This window comes from Streptomyces sp. DSM 42067 (assembly GCF_055792885.1).
The window spans coordinates 3,566,340-3,585,166 of the sequence record NZ_CM147706.1; the positions used below are offsets into that span (position 1 = coordinate 3,566,340).

Below are 18,827 nucleotides of genomic sequence, written 5' to 3' on the forward strand. Positions count from 1 at the left end.
GTCCATCGCCGCCCAGCCGTCCAGTACCTAACAGCCCGATAACTGAAGGCATATCTCGCTGTCCGGTCCCTTGACACCCCCGCGCCGAGCCGCGACCCTTCAACACATCACCTGTGGGAGCGCTCCCACAGTACCTGACACCTACACATCCCGCACGTTCCCCGCCCGAGCCGCAGCGTGAACATACGGGCCCAACAGTGCAGTTGGCCGGGGGGTCGGCACGTCAGGCAACAGGAGGACGCAATGCGCACGAGTACCCGCCGGTCCCACCGGATGATGGCCCTCGCGGCCGTCGCCGCGCTGACTACGGGGCTGCTGGCCGGCTGTGCCGAGGACCCGGACGACGGTCCGTCGGACTCTTCCAGCGGCGGCGGCGACGCAAAGGGCAAGCTCACGCTCACCGTGGGCACCTTCGGCGAGTTCGGCTACAAGCAGGCCGGTCTGTACGACGAGTACATGAAGCTGCACCCGGACATCACCATCAAGGAGAACGTCACCACCCGCACCGATGTGTACTGGCCCAAAACGCTCACGCGCCTGCAGGCCGGTTCGGGTACCGACGACATCCAGGCGATCGAGGTCGGCAACATCACCGAGGCCGTGCAGACGCAGGCCGACAAGTTCGTCGACCTCGGCAAGGAGGTCGACAAGTCCCAGTGGGTCGACTGGAAGCTGGGGCAGGCCACCACCAAGGACGGCAAGACGATCGGGCTCGGCACCGACATCGGCCCGATGGCCATCTGCTACCGCAAGGACCTGTTCCAGAAGGCCGGCCTGGAGACGGACCGCACCAAACTCGCCGAGCTGTGGAAGGGCGACTGGTCCAAGTACGTCGCCCTCGGCAATGACTACATGAAGAAGGCGCCGAGCGGCACCAAGTTCGTGGACTCCGCCTCCTCCGTCTACAACGCGGCGCTCGGCGGCGCGACCGAGCGCTACTACGACAAGGACGGCAACGTCGTCTGGGACAAGTCCGAGGGCGTGAAGAAGGCCTGGGACGTCTCGATGGATGTGGCGACCAGCAACATGTCGGCGAAGCTGAAGCAGTTCGACAAGCCGTGGGAACAGGGCTTCGCCAACGCCAAGTTCGCGACGGTGGCCTGCCCCGCATGGATGATCGGCTACATCCAGGAGAAGTCCGGTACCTCCGGCAGCGGCAAGTGGGACGTAGCGGCGGCGCCGACCGCGTCCAACTGGGGCGGCTCGTTCATCGGCGTACCGACGGCGAGCAAGCACCAGAAGGAGGCCATCGCGCTCGCGAAGTGGCTGACCGCGCCCGAGCAGCAGGCGAAGGTCTTCGCCAAGCAGGCGACCTTCCCGTCGACCCCGTCGGCGTACGCGAACCTGAAGCCGCAGGCCGACACCACGGCGTACTTCTCCGGCGCGCCGATCACCCAGATCTTCTCCGACTCGGCGAAGACCATCCCGACGCAGTACTTCGGCGTCAAGGACCAGCCGATCAACACCGCCCTCACCGACGTGGGCATCCTGCAGGTCGAGCAGAAGGGCAAGACGCCTGACCAGGGCTGGGACGCGGCCACCAAGGAGATCAAGGACGTGCTCGGCCAGTGAGCAGCTCCAAGCAGGCTCTCGCGCATCCCGCGTCGAGCGCCGACGCCGCGCCCGGCAATCAGCCGGGCGCGGCTCGGGGCGCTCAGGGTCGCGGTACGCCGCCGGCCGGCACCGATTCCTGGCGCAGCCGGCTGTACCGCTGGGACATGAAGGCGTCGCCGTACGTCTTCATCGCCCCCTTCTTCATCTTCTTCGGGGCGTTCTCGCTCGTCCCGCTGCTGTACACGGCCTGGTACTCGCTGCACAACGTGCAGCTGTCCGCGCTGGACAACCAGACCTGGGCGGGCCTGGACAACTACACGAACCTGCTGTCCTCGGACTTCTTCTGGAACTCCCTGTGGGTCACCTTCGTCATCGGCGTGATCTCGACCGTGCCGCAGCTGATGATGGCGATCTGGCTCGCACACCTGCTCAACTACCGGCTGCGCGGCTCCGTCGTCTGGCGGGTCGTGATGCTCACCCCGTACGCCACCTCGGTGGCGGCGGCGACGCTGGTGTTCGTGCTGCTGTACTCCTGGGACGGCGGCATGATCAACTGGCTGCTCGACTTCGTCGGGATCGACGCGGTCAACTGGCGTGAGTCCGACTGGGGTTCGAGGTTCGCCGTCTCCACGATCGTGATCTGGCGGTGGACCGGCTACAACGCGCTGATCTACCTCGCGGCGATGCAGGCGATCCCCGCCGACCTCTACGAGTCGGCTGCCCTCGACGGCGCGGGCCGCTGGCAGCAGTTCCGCCACGTGACGATCCCGATGCTGCGGCCGACGATCCTGTTCACGGTGGTCGTCTCCACCATCGGCGCGACGCAGCTGTTCGGTGAGCCGCTGCTGTTCGGCGGGGTCAGCGGCTCGAAGGGCGGCTCCGAGCACCAGTACCAGACGCTCGGCCTGTACATGTACGACCAGGGCTGGATCATCGGCAACCTCGGCAAGGCGTCCGCGATCGCCTGGTCGATGTTCCTGATCCTGCTGATCGTCGCCGCGATCAACATGCTGGTCTCCCGCCGTCTGAGGAAGTCCCAATGACCACTAGTGAACTGACGCCACCTCAGGCGAAGGTGAAGGGTGACCGGGGTTCCCGGCGGCCCCGGGTGATGGGCGCGGGCAAGCAGCTGCACGCGGGTCCGGTCACCTATGTCGTCCTGATCGTCTTCGCACTGGTCTCGCTGGCTCCGCTGGTGTGGACGGCCATCGCGGCCTCGCGCACCAACCAGCGGCTCGCCGAGACACCGCCGCCGCTGTGGTTCGGCGGGAACCTGTTCAAGAACCTGGAGACCGCGTGGAGCGAGGCCGGTCTCGGCACCGCGATGTTCAACACCACGTTCGTCGCCGCGACCATCACCGTCGGTACGGTCCTGTTCTCCACGCTCGCGGGGTTCGCCTTCGCCAAGCTGCGGTTCCGGTTCTCCAGCGTGCTGCTGCTGCTGACCATCGGCACGATGATGGTCCCGCCGCAGCTGGCCGTCGTGCCGCTGTACCTGTGGATGAGCGACCTGGGCTGGTCCAACCAGCTGCAGACGGTGATCCTGCCCACCCTGGTCAGCGCCTTCGGCACGTTCTTCATGCGGCAGTACCTGGTGCAGGCGCTGCCCACCGAGCTGATCGAGGCGGCGCGCGTCGACGGTGCGAGCAGTCTGCGCATCGTGTGGCACGTGGTCTTCCCGGCAGCGCGGCCGGCAATGGCAGTGCTGGGGCTGCTGACCTTCGTGATGGCCTGGAACGACTTCCTCTGGCCGATCATCGCCCTGAACCAGCAGAACCCCACCGTGCAGGTCGCCCTCATGCAGCTCGGCACCGGCTACATTCCCGACCAGTCGGTGATCATGGCGGGCGCGCTGCTCGGCACGCTGCCGCTGCTGATCGCCTTCCTCCTGTTCGGCAAGCAGATCGTCGGCGGAATCATGCAGGGCGCCATCAAGGGCTGACGTCCGTGCGGGCCGTGCCACGTGCGGGGCCGCCCTCGTCCGGCGGCCTCCGCACGGCCGGTCCGTGCGGACCGCGTCCGTTCAGACGGCCGTAGAGCGGTGCCGTACGGCACGGATGTCCGCGCCGTACGTAGGTGCCGGGTCACCGTAGCCCCGGCACCTCCACCTGCCCGGGTCTCTGCCTGCCTCCTGCCCCCGTTCACGCCGCCACCCCCCTGACTCCCGCCCCGCCACCCCCCGATTCCCCTTCCCCATCCCTTCGGTCCCCTCCTCCATCCCTTCCGTCCGGTCTTCCACGACCTTCCCATGGGAGCGCTTCCATGTCTGAACCCCTGACCTTCCCGCCCGCCTTCCTCTGGGGAGCCGCCACCTCGGCGTACCAGATCGAAGGAGCGGTGCGGGAAGACGGCCGCACCCCCTCGATCTGGGACACCTTCTGCCGCACACCCGGCAGGGTGAACGGCGGCGACACCGGCGATATCGCCGTCGACCACTACCACCGCTACCGCGACGACGTCGCCCTCATGGCGGACCTCGGCCTCACCGCGTACCGCTTCTCGGTGTCGTGGCCGCGTGTCCAGCCGACCGGCCGCGGCCCCGCCGTCCAGCGCGGCCTGGACTTCTACCGGCGCCTCGTCGACGAGCTGCTCGCACACGGCATCAAGCCGGCCGTCACCCTCTACCACTGGGACCTCCCGCAGGAGCTCGAGGACGCGGGCGGCTGGCCGGAGCGCGAGACGGCGTACCGTTTCGCCGAATACGCGGCGATCGTGGGCGAAGCCCTCGGCGACCGCGTCGAACAGTGGATCACCCTCAACGAGCCGTGGTGCAGTGCCTTCCTGGGCTACGGCTCCGGGGTGCACGCCCCCGGCCGCACGGACCCCGCGGCCGCCCTGCGCGCCGCCCACCACCTCAACCTCGCCCACGGCCTGGGCACCACGGCCCTGCGCGGCGTGATGCCCGCCCGCAACAGCGTCGCGGTGAGCCTCAACTCCTCGGTGCTCAGGGCGGTCTCGGACGCGCCCGAGGACCTGGACGCCAAGCGGCGCATCGACAACCTCGCCAACGGGATCTTCCACGGCCCGATGCTGCACGGCGCCTACCCCGAGACGCTGTTCGCCGACACGGCCCGGGTCACCGACTGGTCGTTCGTCCAGCAGGGCGACCTCGCCGCCATCCACCAGCCGCTGGACGCGCTGGGCCTCAACTACTACACGCCCACCCTGGTCTCGGCCGCCGAGAACGCCCCCGCGGGGCCGCGCGCGGACGGCCACGGCACCAGCGACGCCTCCCCCTGGCCGGCCGCCGACGACGTGGCGTTCCACCAGACCCCCGGCGACCGCACGGAGATGGGCTGGACCATCGACCCCACCGGCCTGCACGAGCTGATCATGCGCTACTCCCACGAGGCACCGGGCCTGGCGCTGTACATCACCGAGAACGGCGCGGCCTACGACGACAAGCCGGACCCCGACGGCCGCGTCCACGACCCGGAGCGCATCGCCTATCTGCAGGGCCACCTCTCGGCCGTACGGCAGGCGATCACCGACGGCGCCGACGTCCGCGGCTACTACCTCTGGTCCCTGATGGACAACTTCGAGTGGGCGTACGGCTACGAGAAGCGGTTCGGCGCGGTGTACGTGGACTACGCGACGCTGGCCCGTACGCCGAAGTCGAGCGCCCGGTGGTACGGGGAGGTGGCGAGGACGGGGGCGCTGCCGTCGGCGGAGACGGGCGGCGAGTAGTAGCCGGGGCCCGGCAGCGCGGTGCGGCGTCCCTCCGGGGGCGCCGCGCGACCGGGGAAACGGCCGAGGAACAAAGGGCACGCCTGAGGAACAAAGGGCCCGCCTGAGGAACAAAAGGGCACTGCTGAGGAACACAAGGCACGGCTGAGGACAGGCGAAGATCCTCAGCGGAAGACGGACGGCGGCGGCGCAGGTGATGCGACGGCGCTCGCGTCCGTCACCACCGCCGCTCCCCCGGTGAAATCGGCGAGTGCCCGCCCGCGCTCGACCCGACCAGGGTGTGGATCACTCGCGGCGCGCCGGGTCAGTTCGGCGATCGGCAGGGGCAGGCCGGAGGCGACGAGGACGGCGTTTCCGAAGCGCTTGCCGCGGAGCACGGTCGGGTCGGCGACGAGGGCGAGCTCGGGGAAGACGGCCGCGGCCGTCGCGATCTGGCCGCGCAGATGGGCGAGCGGCGGCCCGTCGGCGAGGTTGGCGGCGTACCAGCCGCCCGGTCCGAGGACCCTGCGTACGTCGTGCAGGAACTCGGTGCTGGTGAGATGCGCGGGGGTGCGGGCGCCGCTGAACACATCCGCGATCACCACGTCGGCCCAGCCGTCGGGGATCTTGGCGAGCGCGGCGCGGGCGTCGGCGGAGCGCACCCGTATGCGGGCGCCGGGATCCAACGGGAGCTCGCGACGGACGAGTTGTACGAGGGCCGCGTCACGCTCGGCGATCTGCTGGGTGGAGCGGGGGCGGGTGGCGGCGACGTACCGGGCGAGGGTGAAGGCGCCTCCGCCGAGATGCACGGCCTGCACCGGCTTTCCCGGCGGCGCGACGAGATCGATGACGTGGCCGAGCCTGCGCTGGTACTCGAAGGAGAGATACGCGGGATCGTCGAGATCGACGTGCGACTGCGGGGCGCCGTCGACGAGCAGCGTCCAGGCGCGCACACGGTCCCGGTCGGGTATCAGCTCGGCGAGCCCGCCGTCGACCTCCGCCACGACGGCCGCCACAGCGTCCCGCCGGCCCCTCGCCTTTTTCTCTTTCGGCCGCGCCACCTGCTCATTATCGGGTGCCTGGGGAGAGGTGGCCTCGCGTGGGGGCACGCGCCTGGTGCCGCGGAGCGGCACCAGGGGCGGGCGGGTGGGAAACCACCGCGGAGCGGCGAAGAAAACAGCCGCGGAGCGGCAGGGAGCCCGGTGCCGCGGTGCGACACGAAAAACCGCCGTGGAGCGGCGAAGAAAACACGCCCCAGCCAGCGCGAGCGTTCAGCGGCAGTTGTCCGCGGCAGCGATCATGCGCGCCGCCTCATCCAGCGCCTCACGGAGCACGTCCGGGTCGGTGACCTGCGCGGTGACCTCCGCGTCGGCCGGATGCACCGAGTCGGCCGGCTGAGCCGCGGCGGGCGGAAGCAGCCAGCGCGTGCCCTCGATGGGCGGTACGGGCGCGGTGCCGATGCCGCGGCCGAAGGTCTGGGTGCAGGCGCTGCCGGGGACGTCCCAGGCGTCGGCGGTGCCGGGCGGCACAAGGAAACCGAGTACGTCGCAGCCCCCGTCGTGCAGAACGGGACCGACGGCCTCCAAGGGACCGCGCCGGAGGATGTCGACCGCCTCGAGGCCCTGGCGGGCCGGCACGGTGACCAGGTCGCAGGTGTCCTCGTCCCATGCCTTCAGGTCCTGGGAGGGGCCCCCGGGCAGGTCTCGGCAGAGGTCCCCTGGCAGGTCCTGGGAGAAGCTCCCGGGCTCCATTCCGCGCGCCGGTGCGCTGCCCTCCGGAGTCGGCCGGTGCTGCGCGGTCGACAGCGACGGACACAGTGCGTGTGCGTTGTTCTCCATTCCCGCCTCCAACACGGAACCCCTCCACGCTCGAGTCGCTCGGTTCGGCACCACGCGGCCCTTCCGGGACCGCGTAGCTCCCTCTCCGCATCGTCCAACGTCCGTCCCGCGTCAACGGCTACGGCATGACACCGCCGCAAAGGATGGCAGTTCATGGCAGATCCCGTACGAGTTATCCGGTTTGTGGTCAAACCCTGCGTGGCGGTGCCGTCACAAGGGGTACCTTCTTGCCCCGCCGGAACAGGGGCAGCAGACGTACGGCCCGGGAGTACAACTCCCCCCGGAGTCCGGCTCGATGCGCATGAGAGGGCCCGGACATGGAGTCGTCACCGACGACCTCGTCGTCACCGTCCCGCCGACGGGATCTCCAACCGAATCTCGCCTTCCGGGAGCTGCGCGGACAGCGCTCGCCCGGCGAGTTCGCGGCCGCGGTCCGGCGGGCCGCTCGCGAGATCGGCGAGCGCGTCAGCTGTGACGCGCGGTACATCGGGCGAGTCGAGGCAGGCGAGATCCGCTGCCCCAACTACGCCTACGAGCGCGTGTTCCTGCACATGTTCCCCGGCCGCTCGCTCACGGACCTGGGCTTCGTCCCTCGTTCCGAGGTACGCGGCCGAGGGCGGGCCCGGCCGGAAGCGGCGCAGCCGCCCCTCACGGCCGAGCACCGCGGGAGCCGGCACCAAGGGCTCCTGCCCCACGAGATCCCGCACCAGGAAATCCCGCACCACGAGACCGAGAACCACAAGGAGAGCGACGTGCAGCGTCGCGCGTTCATGACGGGCGGTACGGCCACGGTGGCCGCCGCCTCCTTCGCGCCCTTAGGGCTCACCAGGGACGGCGGTGCCGCCGCCACGGCAGCCGGCCGGCCCGTTCGCAGGGTCGGCCACGCCGAGGCCAACGCGGTCGAGGAGGCCGTACGCAAGATCCGGCTGCTCGACGACCGGCATGGGGCCGACGGCCTCTACCGCCGTGCCGCGGCGCCGCTGCGCGCCGCCTACGCCCTGCTCGACGCGGGCACCGCCCGGCAGGCGACCGCCCAGCGGCTGCAGGCGGGCGCGGGCGAACTCGCCATCTCGGTCGGCTGGTTGGCGCACGACTCCGGGCGCTTCGACGACGCACGCTCGCACTACGCGGAGGCGCTGGCGACCGCGCGGATGTCCGGGGATGCGGCCCTGGAGGCGCATGCCTTCTGCAACACGGCGTTCCTCGCCCGTGACGCGGGCCGGCCGCGCGAGGCGGTGCGCGCCGCGCAGGCGGCGCAGCGCGTGGCCCGCAATCTGGCGTCGCCGCGGCTGCTGTCGCTGCTCGCGCTGCGCGAGGCGGGAGGCTGGTCGGGGCTCGGCGACCGCTCCGGCTGCGAGCGGTCGCTCAGCCGCGCCCAGGCCCTGTTCGACTGCGGCCCCTCGAACGCCGACCCGGAGTGGATGAGCTTCTACGGTGCGGCCGAACTGGAAGGGCTCGAGGCGCAGTGCTGGTCGGCCCTGGGCGACTGGGCCCGCGCGGCCCGCCATGCACGCCGCGCGACCGCGTTGCAGGACCCGCACTTCACGCGCAACACCGCGCTGTACACGGCGGAGCTGGCCGACGACCTCGCGCGGGCCGGCCATCCGGACGAGGCGTCGGCGGCGGGTTTGCGCGTACTGGACCTGCTGAACGAGGTCCAGTCGTCGCGCGTCCTGTCGATGCTGGCGATGACGGCTCGTGTGCTGGCCCCGCATCGCAGGGCGCCGGGCGTCTCGACGTTCCTGGAGCGCCATCGCGAGCTGTCGCGCTCAGCGTGACGTCCCAGAGGTCCCGGGTTCCGGCGGGTGGCCGGAAGCCCGGGGCCTGGCCGTGTCCGGGAGCCCGGGGCCGGCCGTGTCCGGGAGTCCGGTCGCTAACCAGCGAGGGCCAGATGTCCGTTGTCGTTCCACGACTCGATCGCCGGCTCCCCGTATGCCCACCCCAGCACGGACAGCGACGTCGGGTTGAGCCGGATGCGGGCCGCGAAGGCGAGGTCGAGGCCGAGCCAGCGCGCTCCGATGGACCGCAGGATGTGCCCGTGCGCGAAGACGAGCACATCACGGTCGGCCGACCTCGCCCATGCGACGACCTCGTCCGCGCGGGCGGTCATCTCCGCGAGTGTCTCGCCCTCGGGCACCCCGTCGCGCCAGATCAGCCAGCCGGGCCTGATCGCCTGTATCTCGGCGGGCGTCATCCCCTCGTACGCGCCGTAGTCCCACTCCAGAAGCGTGTCCCAGGTGGTGGCGCGCTCACCGAAGCCGGCCAGTTCGCAGGTCTCACGCGCGCGTGCCAGCGGGCTCGTGCGTACCTCGGCTTCCGGGAGCCCGTCGAGCGGCGCGCGGTGCAGACGTTCGCCGAGAAGCTTGGCGCCGCGCCGGCCCTCTTCGAGGAGCGGGATGTCCGTCCTGCCGGTGTGCTTTCCGGCCAGTGACCATTCCGTCTGTCCGTGCCGGGCCAGCAGGATGCGCGGTGCCATGGAGGGCCTTTCCAAGAGGCGAACAGGGCAGGGCGGGGCGGATGAGCTGACTTTTCGGGACAGGGTCCACCCGCCCCTCCATCATCGCGCACAGGTACGAATCGTCGCGCCCGGGTCCGGATCCAACGGGCCCGGTCCGGATCACCTCACCGACCTCCGCGCCTGCCTCCGCGCAAGGCGCGCACTGGTTCGGCGAGCAACCCCGCAACGGATCTCTGCGTCTTGAAGATCGGAAGTGGTCGGCTGACATCGTCCGCATACGCGGTTCACATACACCGTAAAGTGGGCGGGCCTCAGCGGGCCGCTGGAGGCGGGGAGGGAGACCATCGGATGGCGCAGACCGACGCACCAGGTGAGGGGACGCCTGGCGCGAGCCGGCCACGCTGGTGGACCGAACTGCCCGTGATCGTGGTGCTGTACGCCCTGTACTCGGCGGGCCGCCTGCTCGCCCGCGGTGACGTGTCGACCGCCGTCGACCACGGCCTCGCGATCCTCCGTGTCGAGAAGACCCTGCACCTCAACGCCGAGCACCCGCTGAACCGGCTGTTCACCGCCGAGCCCTGGATCGGCATACCCGCGGACTTCTGGTACGCGTCGCTGCACTATCTGGTCACGCCCGCGATCCTGGTGTGGATCTTCCGCTCCCGCGCGGTCCACTACCGCGCCGCCCGCACCTGGCTGATGACCTCCACGCTCATCGGACTCGTCGGCTTCACGCTGCTGCCGACCTGCCCGCCACGGCTGCTCGCTGCGGGCCACGGCTTTGTCGACACGATGGCCCAGTACAGCGACTACGGCTGGTGGGCCGGCGAGGCGAGCGCGCCGCGCGGCCTGGGCGGCATGACCAACCAGTACGCGGCGATGCCGAGCCTGCACGTCGGGTGGGCGCTGTGGTGCGGCGTGATGCTGTGGCGGTACGGCGGCAACCGGCTCACCAGGGTGGCCGCGGTGGCGTATCCGCTCATCACCACCGTCGTGGTGATGGGCACCGCGAACCACTACTTCCTCGACGCGGTCGCGGGAGCGGCCGTGATGGGGGCCGGACTTCTGCTCGCCCAGCCCGTGATGCGGCTCGCGGACCTCGCGTGGACCCGGCTGGGGGCGCTCCGCGAGCCGGTCGGGCCGGCTCTCCCGGGCGCCTCCCGGGCCGGGGGTTCCTCAGCCTCTCTGGCCGCAGGTTCCTCGATTGTCAGTGCCGGATGCCAGACTTCGGCGGGTGAGCGAATTCCCGGACAGCGCAGACCCGGACAGCGCAGGCCCAGCACCGGGCCGAGTGCCAGCCCCGCAGACGCGGGGGACGGCGCTCCGGCACCGGCTCGCTGAGCTGCGCGGCCCCGCCCGGCCGCCGCAGCCGCTCGACGCGCGCGCCCTGGCCGCGCTCGCGGCCAATCCCGGCTGCAGGCGGCGCGCGCTGCTGGACGGCGCGGGGGTGGACAAGGCGGCGCTGGCGAGCGCCCTCGGCTCCCCTTTCTCCTTCGGGCAGTCGCAGTTCGCGTTCATCCGGGGCAATGCCTTCGAGGCGCGCGTCAAGGCCGACGGGGGCGCCGTGCTGCTGCGCCTCGTGCACGAGCGGCTGGACTCCTCCGCCGAGCCGCCCGAGCCGGGCGGCACCCGCACGCCGGATCTGTCGGCGGCGGGGCCGGAGGGGCGCGCGGCGCGTACGTCACTGGCGCTGCGCGAGGCGACCGCCGCCGGAGCGTGGAGCCTGCTCGACCACCCGATGCTCGCGCTGGACGTCGCGGGCTCCCCCGCGTTCCTGGAGCCGGACGCGGTGGTGGTCCACCCCGACGGCAGCTGGACGGTCGTGGAGATCAAGTCGTTCCCCGTGATCGACGGTTCGGCGGACGCGGCGAAGGTCGGGGCGGCCGCCCGGCAGTCCGGCGTGTACGTGCTGGCGCTGGAGCAGGTCGCCGGGCGCATGGACCCCGTGCCGCCCGTGCGCCACCGCGTCCTGCTGGTCTGCCCCAAGGACTTCTCGAACCTGCCGACCGCGTCCGCCGTCGACGTCCGCAAGCAGCTGTCGGTGACCCGCCGCCAGCTGGCCCGGCTCACCCGCATCGAGGACATCGCGGAGGCCCTGCCCGAGGGCACGACCTTCGACGTGGAGCGGCCCGCCGACGACCTGCGGTCGGCGGTCGAATGCGTCCCCGCGGCGTACGCACCGGAGTGCCTGTCCGCCTGCGAGCTGGCCTTCCACTGCCGCGACCGCGCCCGCGCGGAGGGCGCCGTGACGGCCCTGGGCCGCTCGGTCCGCGGCGAACTCGGTGCCCTGACCACGGCCGACACCGTGCTCACGGCGGCCCACGGCACGACCGGGGACCCGGCGGATCCGACAGTGACGGCACTCCGCAGAGCGGCCGCCCTGCGCGCGGAGGCCCTGGGGGGCGCCCCGTGCTGACGCCACTCGCCCGTGCGCCCGGCACCGCCCCGACGCCCGGCCCCGGACCGCTGCCGTGCCTCAGCCCCGAACGCACCCGAGGGCACGTGGCGGGATGTGCGCCCGCTGGGGGTACCTCCCATGCCCTCAAGGCACTGGGGGAGGCCGGCGCACAACCCGAGCACCCCGCTCTGACGACGGCTCCGGGCCGGACCGAGTACGCACATGCCCGCACGGCCCCGCCCCTGAGCGGGCCGCAGGCGCGAACCGGGCCCCCATCGGACGGAACCGCCCGGGAGACGGCGACCTCAACGGCCGCAGCCGCCCGGCAGACGGCGGCCCCGTCCCTGAACCGGCCGCAGGGGCGGACGGCGATCCCGGCGGCGCAAGGTGCATCACACGCGGCGATTCCGCAGGACAGCACCCCGCGTCAGACGGCACCCCAGCCCGCCCGAGGCGCCCGGCCGGCGCCGCCCCGCGGCAAGGAGGCCCCGTGTCGCTGATCTCCACCCTCGCCCGGCTGGAAGCCCTCAGCACCGGACGTGCGCAGCCCGCTGCCACCTTCCGGCATCGGCATCTGTCCGAGCGTCCGCTCGTCTTCGTGCCGCTCACCACCGCCGGCGAGGCGGGTGCCCCGCTGGGTGCGCTCGTCGGCACCGAGCGCGACGCGCCGCGCCTGCTCGTCGTGCCCCAGCCGCGCGACCGCGACCTGCGATTCGCCTTCCTCGCCGAGCTCGCCGACGTCGTCCTGCCCTGTATCGACGAGTACGCGGAAGGGGTCGAGGCCGCCGAGCGCACCCAGACCGACCCGGAGACCGGCAAGCGCGTCAAGGTCGAGGTCGACCTGTGCACGGACGCACCGCAGATGATCGTGCCGAGCCGGGCCGGCGTCGAGTTCGTACGGCTGCTCGGGCGCTCCATGCGCTTCCGGCGTACCGCCGAGCAGGACCCCGAGACGCCGTACCCGGCCCCGGCCCGCGTACCGCTGCTCGGCCGCTGGCTGACGCACTTCGCGGAGCGCGCACGCGTACCGGGCTCTTCGTTGCTGCCCGCCATGACCGAGCTGCTGTCCCGGCACTGGGCGACCGGGCAGAGCAGCCTGGAGGACCAGCACCTCGGTGCGCTGCTCGCCTGGATCGACCCGCCCGACGGCGAGTCCGGCGCCGAGGCCGCTCTGCGGGCCGAGCTGGCGCGGGACGCCCAGGGACAGCTGGTGTGCCCGCCCGCGGGCCCAGCCACCGACCCGGCGTTCGACAACCGGCTGCTGGCCCCGGCAATGGAGCGCTACGACCGCGCGCGTACCGCCCTGGCCGCCGCCGAGGACGGCATCGAGGCGGACGTCCGACTCGGCGAACTCACTGCCGCCGAGCAGCAGATCCGTGCCCTGGTCGAGAGCCGGACACGGCCCACCTGGGAATCCGTGTGGCGCGGCATCGACCTCCTGCGGGCCCTGCCCGAAGCCTCGCATGTCGCCGACCGCTGGACCCGCGACCGCTGGTCCTTCACCAGCCACCGGGACCGGGTCGCCGCAGGTGAGCCGCCTCAGCCGCGGCGTGACGACGCCGTCACCGCCGCGAACAAACTCGCCTCGCGCGAGCGCGAACAGGCCCGGCTGGACGCGCAGGAGGCGCTCGACGACCCACTGGTGATGGCCGGGCGACGGCTCGCCGGCGAGGCCTTCGCCGGCGAGGTGACGGATGTCGTCATGGCGTACAGCGAGAGCAAGCGGCCCAGCCCACGGCCTCTCGTCACCGTCCGCACCGACGACCGCCCGCACCTCGGCGAGCGCACCAAGGTCTACCGCTCGCTGGACGGCAAGCCACAGACCGCCGAGTTCGTCGGATACGACGAGGGCGTCGACGGAGAGAGCGGCGCCGGAGAGTGCGCCGGCCAAGGCGGCGGAGGGGTGACGCTCGTGCTGCGCCTACTCGACAAGATGGGGCGGGGCAGGGAGCCCGAGCCTGGTTCGGTGCCCGAGAAGGGCGACCGGCTGTGCTTCACGCTGTTCGAGCACGATCAGCGTGGCGGCCCCACGCTGCCGGACCCGGAGGAGACGCCGTGGACGCACGGCGGCCCGCCGGGTGAGGGTGCAGCCATCGCGGAGGTTCCGGATCCGATGACCGAGGAGGATGTCCTGTGACCGCCGACGCCCGCCCCTCCCTGGGGCCTGGGGCCGACTCTCACCCCGGTCACGCCACCCGCGAAAACCAGGCCACCCCGGAAAACCTGGCCACCCGGGACGGCCGCACCGCCCCGGACGGCCGCACCGCCCCGGACGGCCTGGCCTCCCCGGACGGCTTCGACGCCCCGTACGCCCCGTATGGCCTGCACGCCACGCGACCCGAGACCTCCGATCCCGCCGCCGCGGCCACCCGGGCCACCGACGCGATCCTGCGGGACACGATGCACGGTGCGCACCGCGGGGTCGTCGTGGACTCTCCGCCGGGTGCCGGGAAGTCCACCCTCGTGGTGCGGGCGGCGCGTGAACTGGCTGCCGCCGGGCGCCCGTTGATGGTCGTCGCCCAGACCAACGCCCAGGTCGACGACCTGGTGCTGCGGCTCGCCGAGAAGGACCCGGACCTCCCTGTGGGGCGGCTGCACAGCAGCGACGCGGATCCGTACGACAAGGCCCTCGACGGCCTGGCGAACGTGCGCAAGTCCGCCAAGGCCGCCGACCTCGCCGGGCTCGACGTGGTCATCTCGACCGCCGCCAAGTGGGCGCACGTCAAGGGCGTCGAGCCATGGCGGTACGCGATCGTGGACGAGGCGTACCAGATGCGTTCCGACGCACTGCTCGCCGTGGCCGGGCTGTTCGAGCGGGCCCTGTTCGTGGGCGATCCGGGGCAGTTGGATCCGTTCGCGATCGTCGGGGCCGAGCAGTGGGCCGGTCTGTCGTACGACCCTTCGGCGTCCGCCGTGACGACGCTGCTCGCCCACAACCCCCAGCTGCCGCAGCACCGGCTGCCCGTGTCATGGCGGCTGCCCGCGTCGGCGGCGCCGCTGGTGTCGGACGCCTTCTATCCGTACACGCGGTTCCGCAGCGGCACCGGACACGGTGACCGGCGGCTCAGCTTCGCGGTGGCGTCGGACGGTTCGGGTCCTGACCGGGTCATCGACGAGGCCGCCGAAGCGGGGTGGGGGCTGCTGGAGCTTCCTGCTCGGCATACGCCGCGTACGGACCCCGAGGCCGTACGGGCGGTGGCGCGGGTCGTGCGGCGGCTGCTGGACCGCGGGGGTGCGGCCGTCTCCGAGCAGTCGCCGGACCCGGTGCCGCTCACGGCCGACCGCATCGCGGTCGGCACGGCGCACCGCGACCAGGCCGCGGCAGTGCGCTCGGCGCTCGCGGATCTGGGGGTCGCGGATGTCACGGTGGACACGGCGAACCGGCTGCAGGGGCGGGAGTTCGACGTGACCGTCGTGCTACATCCGCTGTCGGGGCGGCCGGATGCGACGGCGTTCCACCTGGAGACGGGCCGGCTGTGCGTGCTGGCCTCCCGGCATCGGCATGCGTGCATCGTGGTGTGCCGGGCGGGAGTCGCCGAGCTGCTCGACGATCATCCGTCGACCGAGCCGGTGCAGTTGGGCGTGACGGTGAAGTTCCCGGACGGCTGGGAAGCGATGATGTCCACCTGGGACCACTGGTCCGAGCACCGGGTGTCGTGGACCCCCTGAATCGCCGGACGGAGTCCGGCGCGCCGCCGGACCGGCGTCCTGGGCCGGGGGCCTACTTGCGCGGCACGGGACAATGGAACGTGGCCCCCAAGGGCCACGGAACCGTACGAGGAGGAGAACCATGGCGGAGCCCGAGCGGCCCCGTACCGAGCCGCGGCTGCGCCCCGCGCCGCTGCTCTTCGAGCCTGCGGAGGTGGCCGCCGACCCGGAGCACTTCTTCGACCTGGAGTCGATCGAGGATCCGCGGGAGCTGCTGTCCCGAGCCACCGAGCTGACCCTCGCCTTCCGGGCCGCGACGGACCGAGCCGTCGAGTACCAGGCGATAGCCGCCGCACAGCTCGCGGATCCGCGCCGCTTCGACCGCCTGACGCCCGCCGACATCGCCGCCCGCGCCGAGTGGACGGAGGACTACGCGAAGAAGATGGTCGAGTACGGGCGCGATCTGCTGCGCGGGACCGACGGCGAGGCCTGAGCCGCTCGCGAGCGCCCGAGAGGCCTGAGCCGCCAGCCGCCAGCCGCCCGAGGACCCGCGATTGCTCGAGAGGCAAAAGGCCGGAGCACGATCTTCCGGCATATGCCCGAGGGCAGGGTACTCGCTCCGTTCCGCCGGCGGACCGGTTTCCCGCAACTCACAGAAGCGTCACGCTCACTGCCGGTACACACACATGCCATGAGCAGCAACCAGCTTCCTGTGGCCTTGTCCGTCCACGCCTTGTCCGCCCACGAGCAGTTCGACGTCTCGGACATCACATCCGAGGGGGCGTCCTGGCTCGCCTCAGCAGGCAGCGATCCGCACAGCACACTCGCGTTATGGCACAAGCGCCCCGAGGCTCCGATCGTGCTGCCCTGCGGTGACGCGTTCGACGTCGTCAACGTCCCCGCGATCTTCGGCCGCCGCATGCTGGACCGGTTGTGGGACGAGGGCCCGGGATCGGGGCCCATCGCCGCGTACCGCGGACGCATGCTGCTGTTCGCCGCGCCGGGGACCGCCCAGCGGCTGCCCTCGCTGCTGGCCTGGGAGGAATGGGCCGGCCGGTGCCGCGGCGTCCCGCCGCTGCTGTGCCACGGCCGCGGTGACGCCGTCACCGTGCCGCCGCTGGTGCGCGGGCCGTCCGCCTCGGCCCGGCTCGACTGCCGCTGGCTCGTCGCGCCCGACACCCGGAACCCCTGGCTCCCCGGGCCGGAGGTCCTTCTCTGGGCCGGTGTGCGCGCGGCCCGCGACACCGCGGAGCGGCCCGGAGGAGCCCAGGCGAGGGCGGTGGCGGGCGACGGCCGGGACCCTGCGACGGCCCCGCGGATATCGATTTTTCCTCCCGCCGACCAGGGTGCTAAGGTCTACGACGTCAGCAGGCGCCGCTAGCTCAGTTGGTTAGAGCAGCTGACTCTTAATCAGCGGGTCCGGGGTTCGAGTCCCTGGCGGCGCACGATGGCGATGGCGAGGCGTGTTCGCAGAAAGCGCGAACCTCCTCGCCATCGTTGTTTCTGCGCGGCTTCGCCGCGCGTTGTGGGGGCTCCGCCACCCACACCCCCCTGCCTCGGGCACCCCCCTCCCTCGGGCACCCCCCTTGGGCCGGGTCGGGCACCCCCTTGGCCTGGGTCGGGCACCCTCGGCCGGAGTCGAAGCGGCCCCAAGTCCGACCACCCTCACCCCGTCGTGATCTTCACTGTCCATGCTCCCGACGGTGTCCGGTCCTCCGCCTCCACCCGCACCGTCGCGCCCGGCACCGTGAACGTCTCCCCCAGGCGCACCGGCGCATCCGCCAACTGCGGATACACCGAGTCGCCCCAGCACGACTCCGAGTGCGGATGGGCGTCCACGACCTCGATCGGGCCGCCACCGGACGCCGTCCCGCTGCGGACGCGGTACGCGAGGATGCCCTCGGTGCAGCTCACCTCGTCGTTCCCGGCCGGGCCGCGGGCCTCGAAGGCAAGCGCGCTGGTACGGCCGGTGCGGACCACCGCCAGTTTGGTGCCGCCTCCGGAGCCGAACGGCTGACCGGCCAGCGCTCCGCCGGGTTCGGGACCTTCCGCGAGCGGCTCCAGCGTCAGCCGTGTGGTGCCGAGCCCCTGCACGCACGCGACCTGCCTCGGCTGAAGCCAGCCGAGCTTCCACTTGTGCCAGCCGAAGAGGTCCGGGGCGAGCCCGAACTGGCTGCCCATGACGTCCCAGTCGCCGACGTAGGTGTCCCAGTCGCCCTTGCCGTCGGACGGACGGTGGTAGAGATCCGGCAGGTCGAAGACGTGTCCCGTCTCATGAGCGAGCACGTTGCGGTCCGGCGGATGCCGCTCGAAGACCGTCACCACACGCCTGATGTCCGCGCCGTCGGCCTCGATCGGGCGCTCGAAGTTGACCACCTTGGTGGCGTCCGAGTCGACACCCGGCGCATCCGGGTCCGCGACGAGGTACACGATGTCGTACTTGCGGAAGTCGACCCGCGGATTGGCGGCGTTGATCGCGTCCCGGAGATAGGCGCTGCGCCGCGACGCGTTCCAGTCGCGCTTTATGGCGTACGAGGTGGAGGCGTGCGGCATCTCGATCCACGCGGGCTGCGGGTGCGGGCGCAGCGTGAACTTGCCGTACGAGGCGTGCGTGAAGAAGCGGCTGGTGGCGGGGAAGTAGTCGGCCGCCAGTGCCGCAGGGGTGACGCGGGGTCTGGAGTCCGGAAAGGAGAGGAAGACCATCACCGCGTCGAGGGTGCCGGTCGGCCGCGGATAGGCCGAGTTCCAGGTGTCCACGCCCTCCGAGTGGTGTGCCGCCGTGCGCTCCAGGGCGCACAGCCCGCCCAGGGGTTCGGCGGACACAGGGCCGGCCACCAGCGAGGTGGCGGCAAGGGCGGTCAGCGAGGTGAGGGCGGCCGTGGTGCTGCGCAGTCGGGTCCGATCGCCCCCGCGCCGGAGGACCCGGGGGCCCGCGACGGCAGCCGCTGATGTCGCAGCCCCCGGGAGGCGCAGTAGCCCCCTGAGGGGGAGCTGACGCGGCAAGTCGACCTCCGGGTGGGGAATTCGGGAGACCCCACCCAGACTGTGTGTGTTTGTTGATGTTCGCCCTGTTTATCTGCACCACTCGGGTGAGCGCTCCGACACCCCGGATTTTCACGCAATGTCACAAGCGGTCGTCCGCCGAAGAAACCCTGGCCGGACCTGGGCAGAAGCGGTCTGGCGTCGTGCGGGGGTGCGGCGTATCGCCGCATCGCGGCTGGAACGGGCCGGAGGCCAGCCTCTATGATCGGCACGATTTCCTGCG

The 18,827-nt window shown here is 71.8% G+C and carries 15 protein-coding genes and 1 tRNA gene; 12 read left to right on the top strand and 4 right to left on the bottom strand.

The features are described from left to right. Nucleotides 1-243: 243 nt before the first annotated feature. The 4 genes from ACSMXV_RS16485 to ACSMXV_RS16500 all read left to right on the top strand — a co-directional run bounded on the left by ACSMXV_RS16485 (nucleotide 244) and on the right by ACSMXV_RS16500 (nucleotide 5,241). Nucleotides 244-1,572, top strand: coding sequence for an ABC transporter substrate-binding protein (locus ACSMXV_RS16485; RefSeq protein ID WP_473178355.1), 1,329 nt, complete (start codon nucleotides 244-246; stop codon nucleotides 1,570-1,572). Then, nucleotides 1,569-2,597: a carbohydrate ABC transporter permease gene (locus ACSMXV_RS16490; RefSeq protein ID WP_181862601.1), complete on the top strand. Its 1,029-nt coding sequence runs from the start codon at nucleotides 1,569-1,571 to the stop codon at nucleotides 2,595-2,597. The genes ACSMXV_RS16485 and ACSMXV_RS16490 overlap by 4 nt, the downstream gene beginning before the upstream one ends. Continuing rightward, a complete protein-coding gene (locus tag ACSMXV_RS16495) occupies nucleotides 2,594-3,496 on the top strand; it encodes a carbohydrate ABC transporter permease (protein ID WP_473178356.1) in 903 nt (300 codons plus the stop codon). Before ACSMXV_RS16490 ends, ACSMXV_RS16495 begins: the two co-directional genes overlap by 4 nt. Before the next feature lie 320 nt (nucleotides 3,497-3,816). Then, nucleotides 3,817-5,241, top strand: a complete 1,425-nt coding sequence (locus ACSMXV_RS16500) for a GH1 family beta-glucosidase (protein WP_473178357.1) — start codon at nucleotides 3,817-3,819, stop codon at nucleotides 5,239-5,241. Nucleotides 5,242-5,405: 164 nt separating this feature from the next. On the opposite strand, the gene ACSMXV_RS16505 is transcribed toward ACSMXV_RS16500, so the two are convergent. Both ACSMXV_RS16505 and ACSMXV_RS16510 read right to left on the bottom strand, forming a co-directional pair. Then, a complete protein-coding gene (locus tag ACSMXV_RS16505; protein ID WP_473178358.1) occupies nucleotides 5,406-6,281 on the bottom strand; it encodes a spermidine synthase in 876 nt (291 codons plus the stop codon). Nucleotides 6,282-6,491: 210 nt separating this feature from the next. Beyond that, nucleotides 6,492-7,058, bottom strand: coding sequence for a hypothetical protein (locus ACSMXV_RS16510; protein ID WP_473178359.1), 567 nt, complete (start codon nucleotides 7,056-7,058; stop codon nucleotides 6,492-6,494). 317 nt (nucleotides 7,059-7,375) lie between these two features. On the opposite strand from ACSMXV_RS16510, the gene ACSMXV_RS16515 reads away from it, so the two are divergent. Beyond that, the gene (locus ACSMXV_RS16515) at nucleotides 7,376-8,836 is read left to right on the top strand and encodes a hypothetical protein (RefSeq protein WP_473178360.1); all 1,461 of its coding nucleotides are present in this window, start codon (nucleotides 7,376-7,378) and stop codon (nucleotides 8,834-8,836) included. Nucleotides 8,837-8,931: 95 nt separating this feature from the next. Here ACSMXV_RS16515 and ACSMXV_RS16520 read toward each other — a convergent pair whose 3' ends face one another. Beyond that, on the bottom strand, nucleotides 8,932-9,534 hold the full coding sequence (locus ACSMXV_RS16520) for a histidine phosphatase family protein (protein ID WP_473178361.1): 603 nt from the start codon (nucleotides 9,532-9,534) through the stop codon (nucleotides 8,932-8,934). 330 nt (nucleotides 9,535-9,864) lie between these two features. Between ACSMXV_RS16520 and ACSMXV_RS16525 the strand changes: the two genes are divergently transcribed. From ACSMXV_RS16525 to ACSMXV_RS16555, 7 genes are all read left to right on the top strand, one after another. Next, complete coding sequence (locus ACSMXV_RS16525) at nucleotides 9,865-10,857, top strand: phosphatase PAP2 family protein (protein ID WP_473178362.1); 993 nt, start codon at nucleotides 9,865-9,867, stop codon at nucleotides 10,855-10,857. Next, nucleotides 10,808-11,932, top strand: coding sequence for a hypothetical protein (locus ACSMXV_RS16530; RefSeq protein ID WP_473178363.1), 1,125 nt, complete (start codon nucleotides 10,808-10,810; stop codon nucleotides 11,930-11,932). The genes ACSMXV_RS16525 and ACSMXV_RS16530 overlap by 50 nt, the downstream gene beginning before the upstream one ends. Before the next feature lie 472 nt (nucleotides 11,933-12,404). Further along, the gene (locus ACSMXV_RS16535) at nucleotides 12,405-14,051 is read left to right on the top strand and encodes a hypothetical protein (RefSeq protein WP_473178364.1); all 1,647 of its coding nucleotides are present in this window, start codon (nucleotides 12,405-12,407) and stop codon (nucleotides 14,049-14,051) included. Nucleotides 14,052-14,236: 185 nt separating this feature from the next. After that, entirely contained in the window at nucleotides 14,237-15,583 is a 1,347-nt protein-coding gene (locus tag ACSMXV_RS16540) for an AAA domain-containing protein (protein ID WP_473178967.1), read from the top strand. Nucleotides 15,584-15,704: 121 nt separating this feature from the next. Next, a complete protein-coding gene (locus ACSMXV_RS16545; RefSeq protein WP_473178365.1) occupies nucleotides 15,705-16,055 on the top strand; it encodes a hypothetical protein in 351 nt (116 codons plus the stop codon). Between the two features lie 198 nt (nucleotides 16,056-16,253). Beyond that, complete coding sequence (locus tag ACSMXV_RS16550; RefSeq protein WP_473178366.1) at nucleotides 16,254-16,943, top strand: bifunctional DNA primase/polymerase; 690 nt, start codon at nucleotides 16,254-16,256, stop codon at nucleotides 16,941-16,943. After that, a tRNA-Lys gene (locus tag ACSMXV_RS16555) sits at nucleotides 16,934-17,007 on the top strand. Before ACSMXV_RS16550 ends, ACSMXV_RS16555 begins: the two co-directional genes overlap by 10 nt. 220 nt (nucleotides 17,008-17,227) lie before the next feature. Here ACSMXV_RS16555 and ACSMXV_RS16560 read toward each other — a convergent pair. After that, nucleotides 17,228-18,565, bottom strand: coding sequence for a M6 family metalloprotease domain-containing protein (locus ACSMXV_RS16560; protein WP_473178367.1), 1,338 nt, complete (start codon nucleotides 18,563-18,565; stop codon nucleotides 17,228-17,230). Nucleotides 18,566-18,827 lie beyond the last annotated feature (262 nt).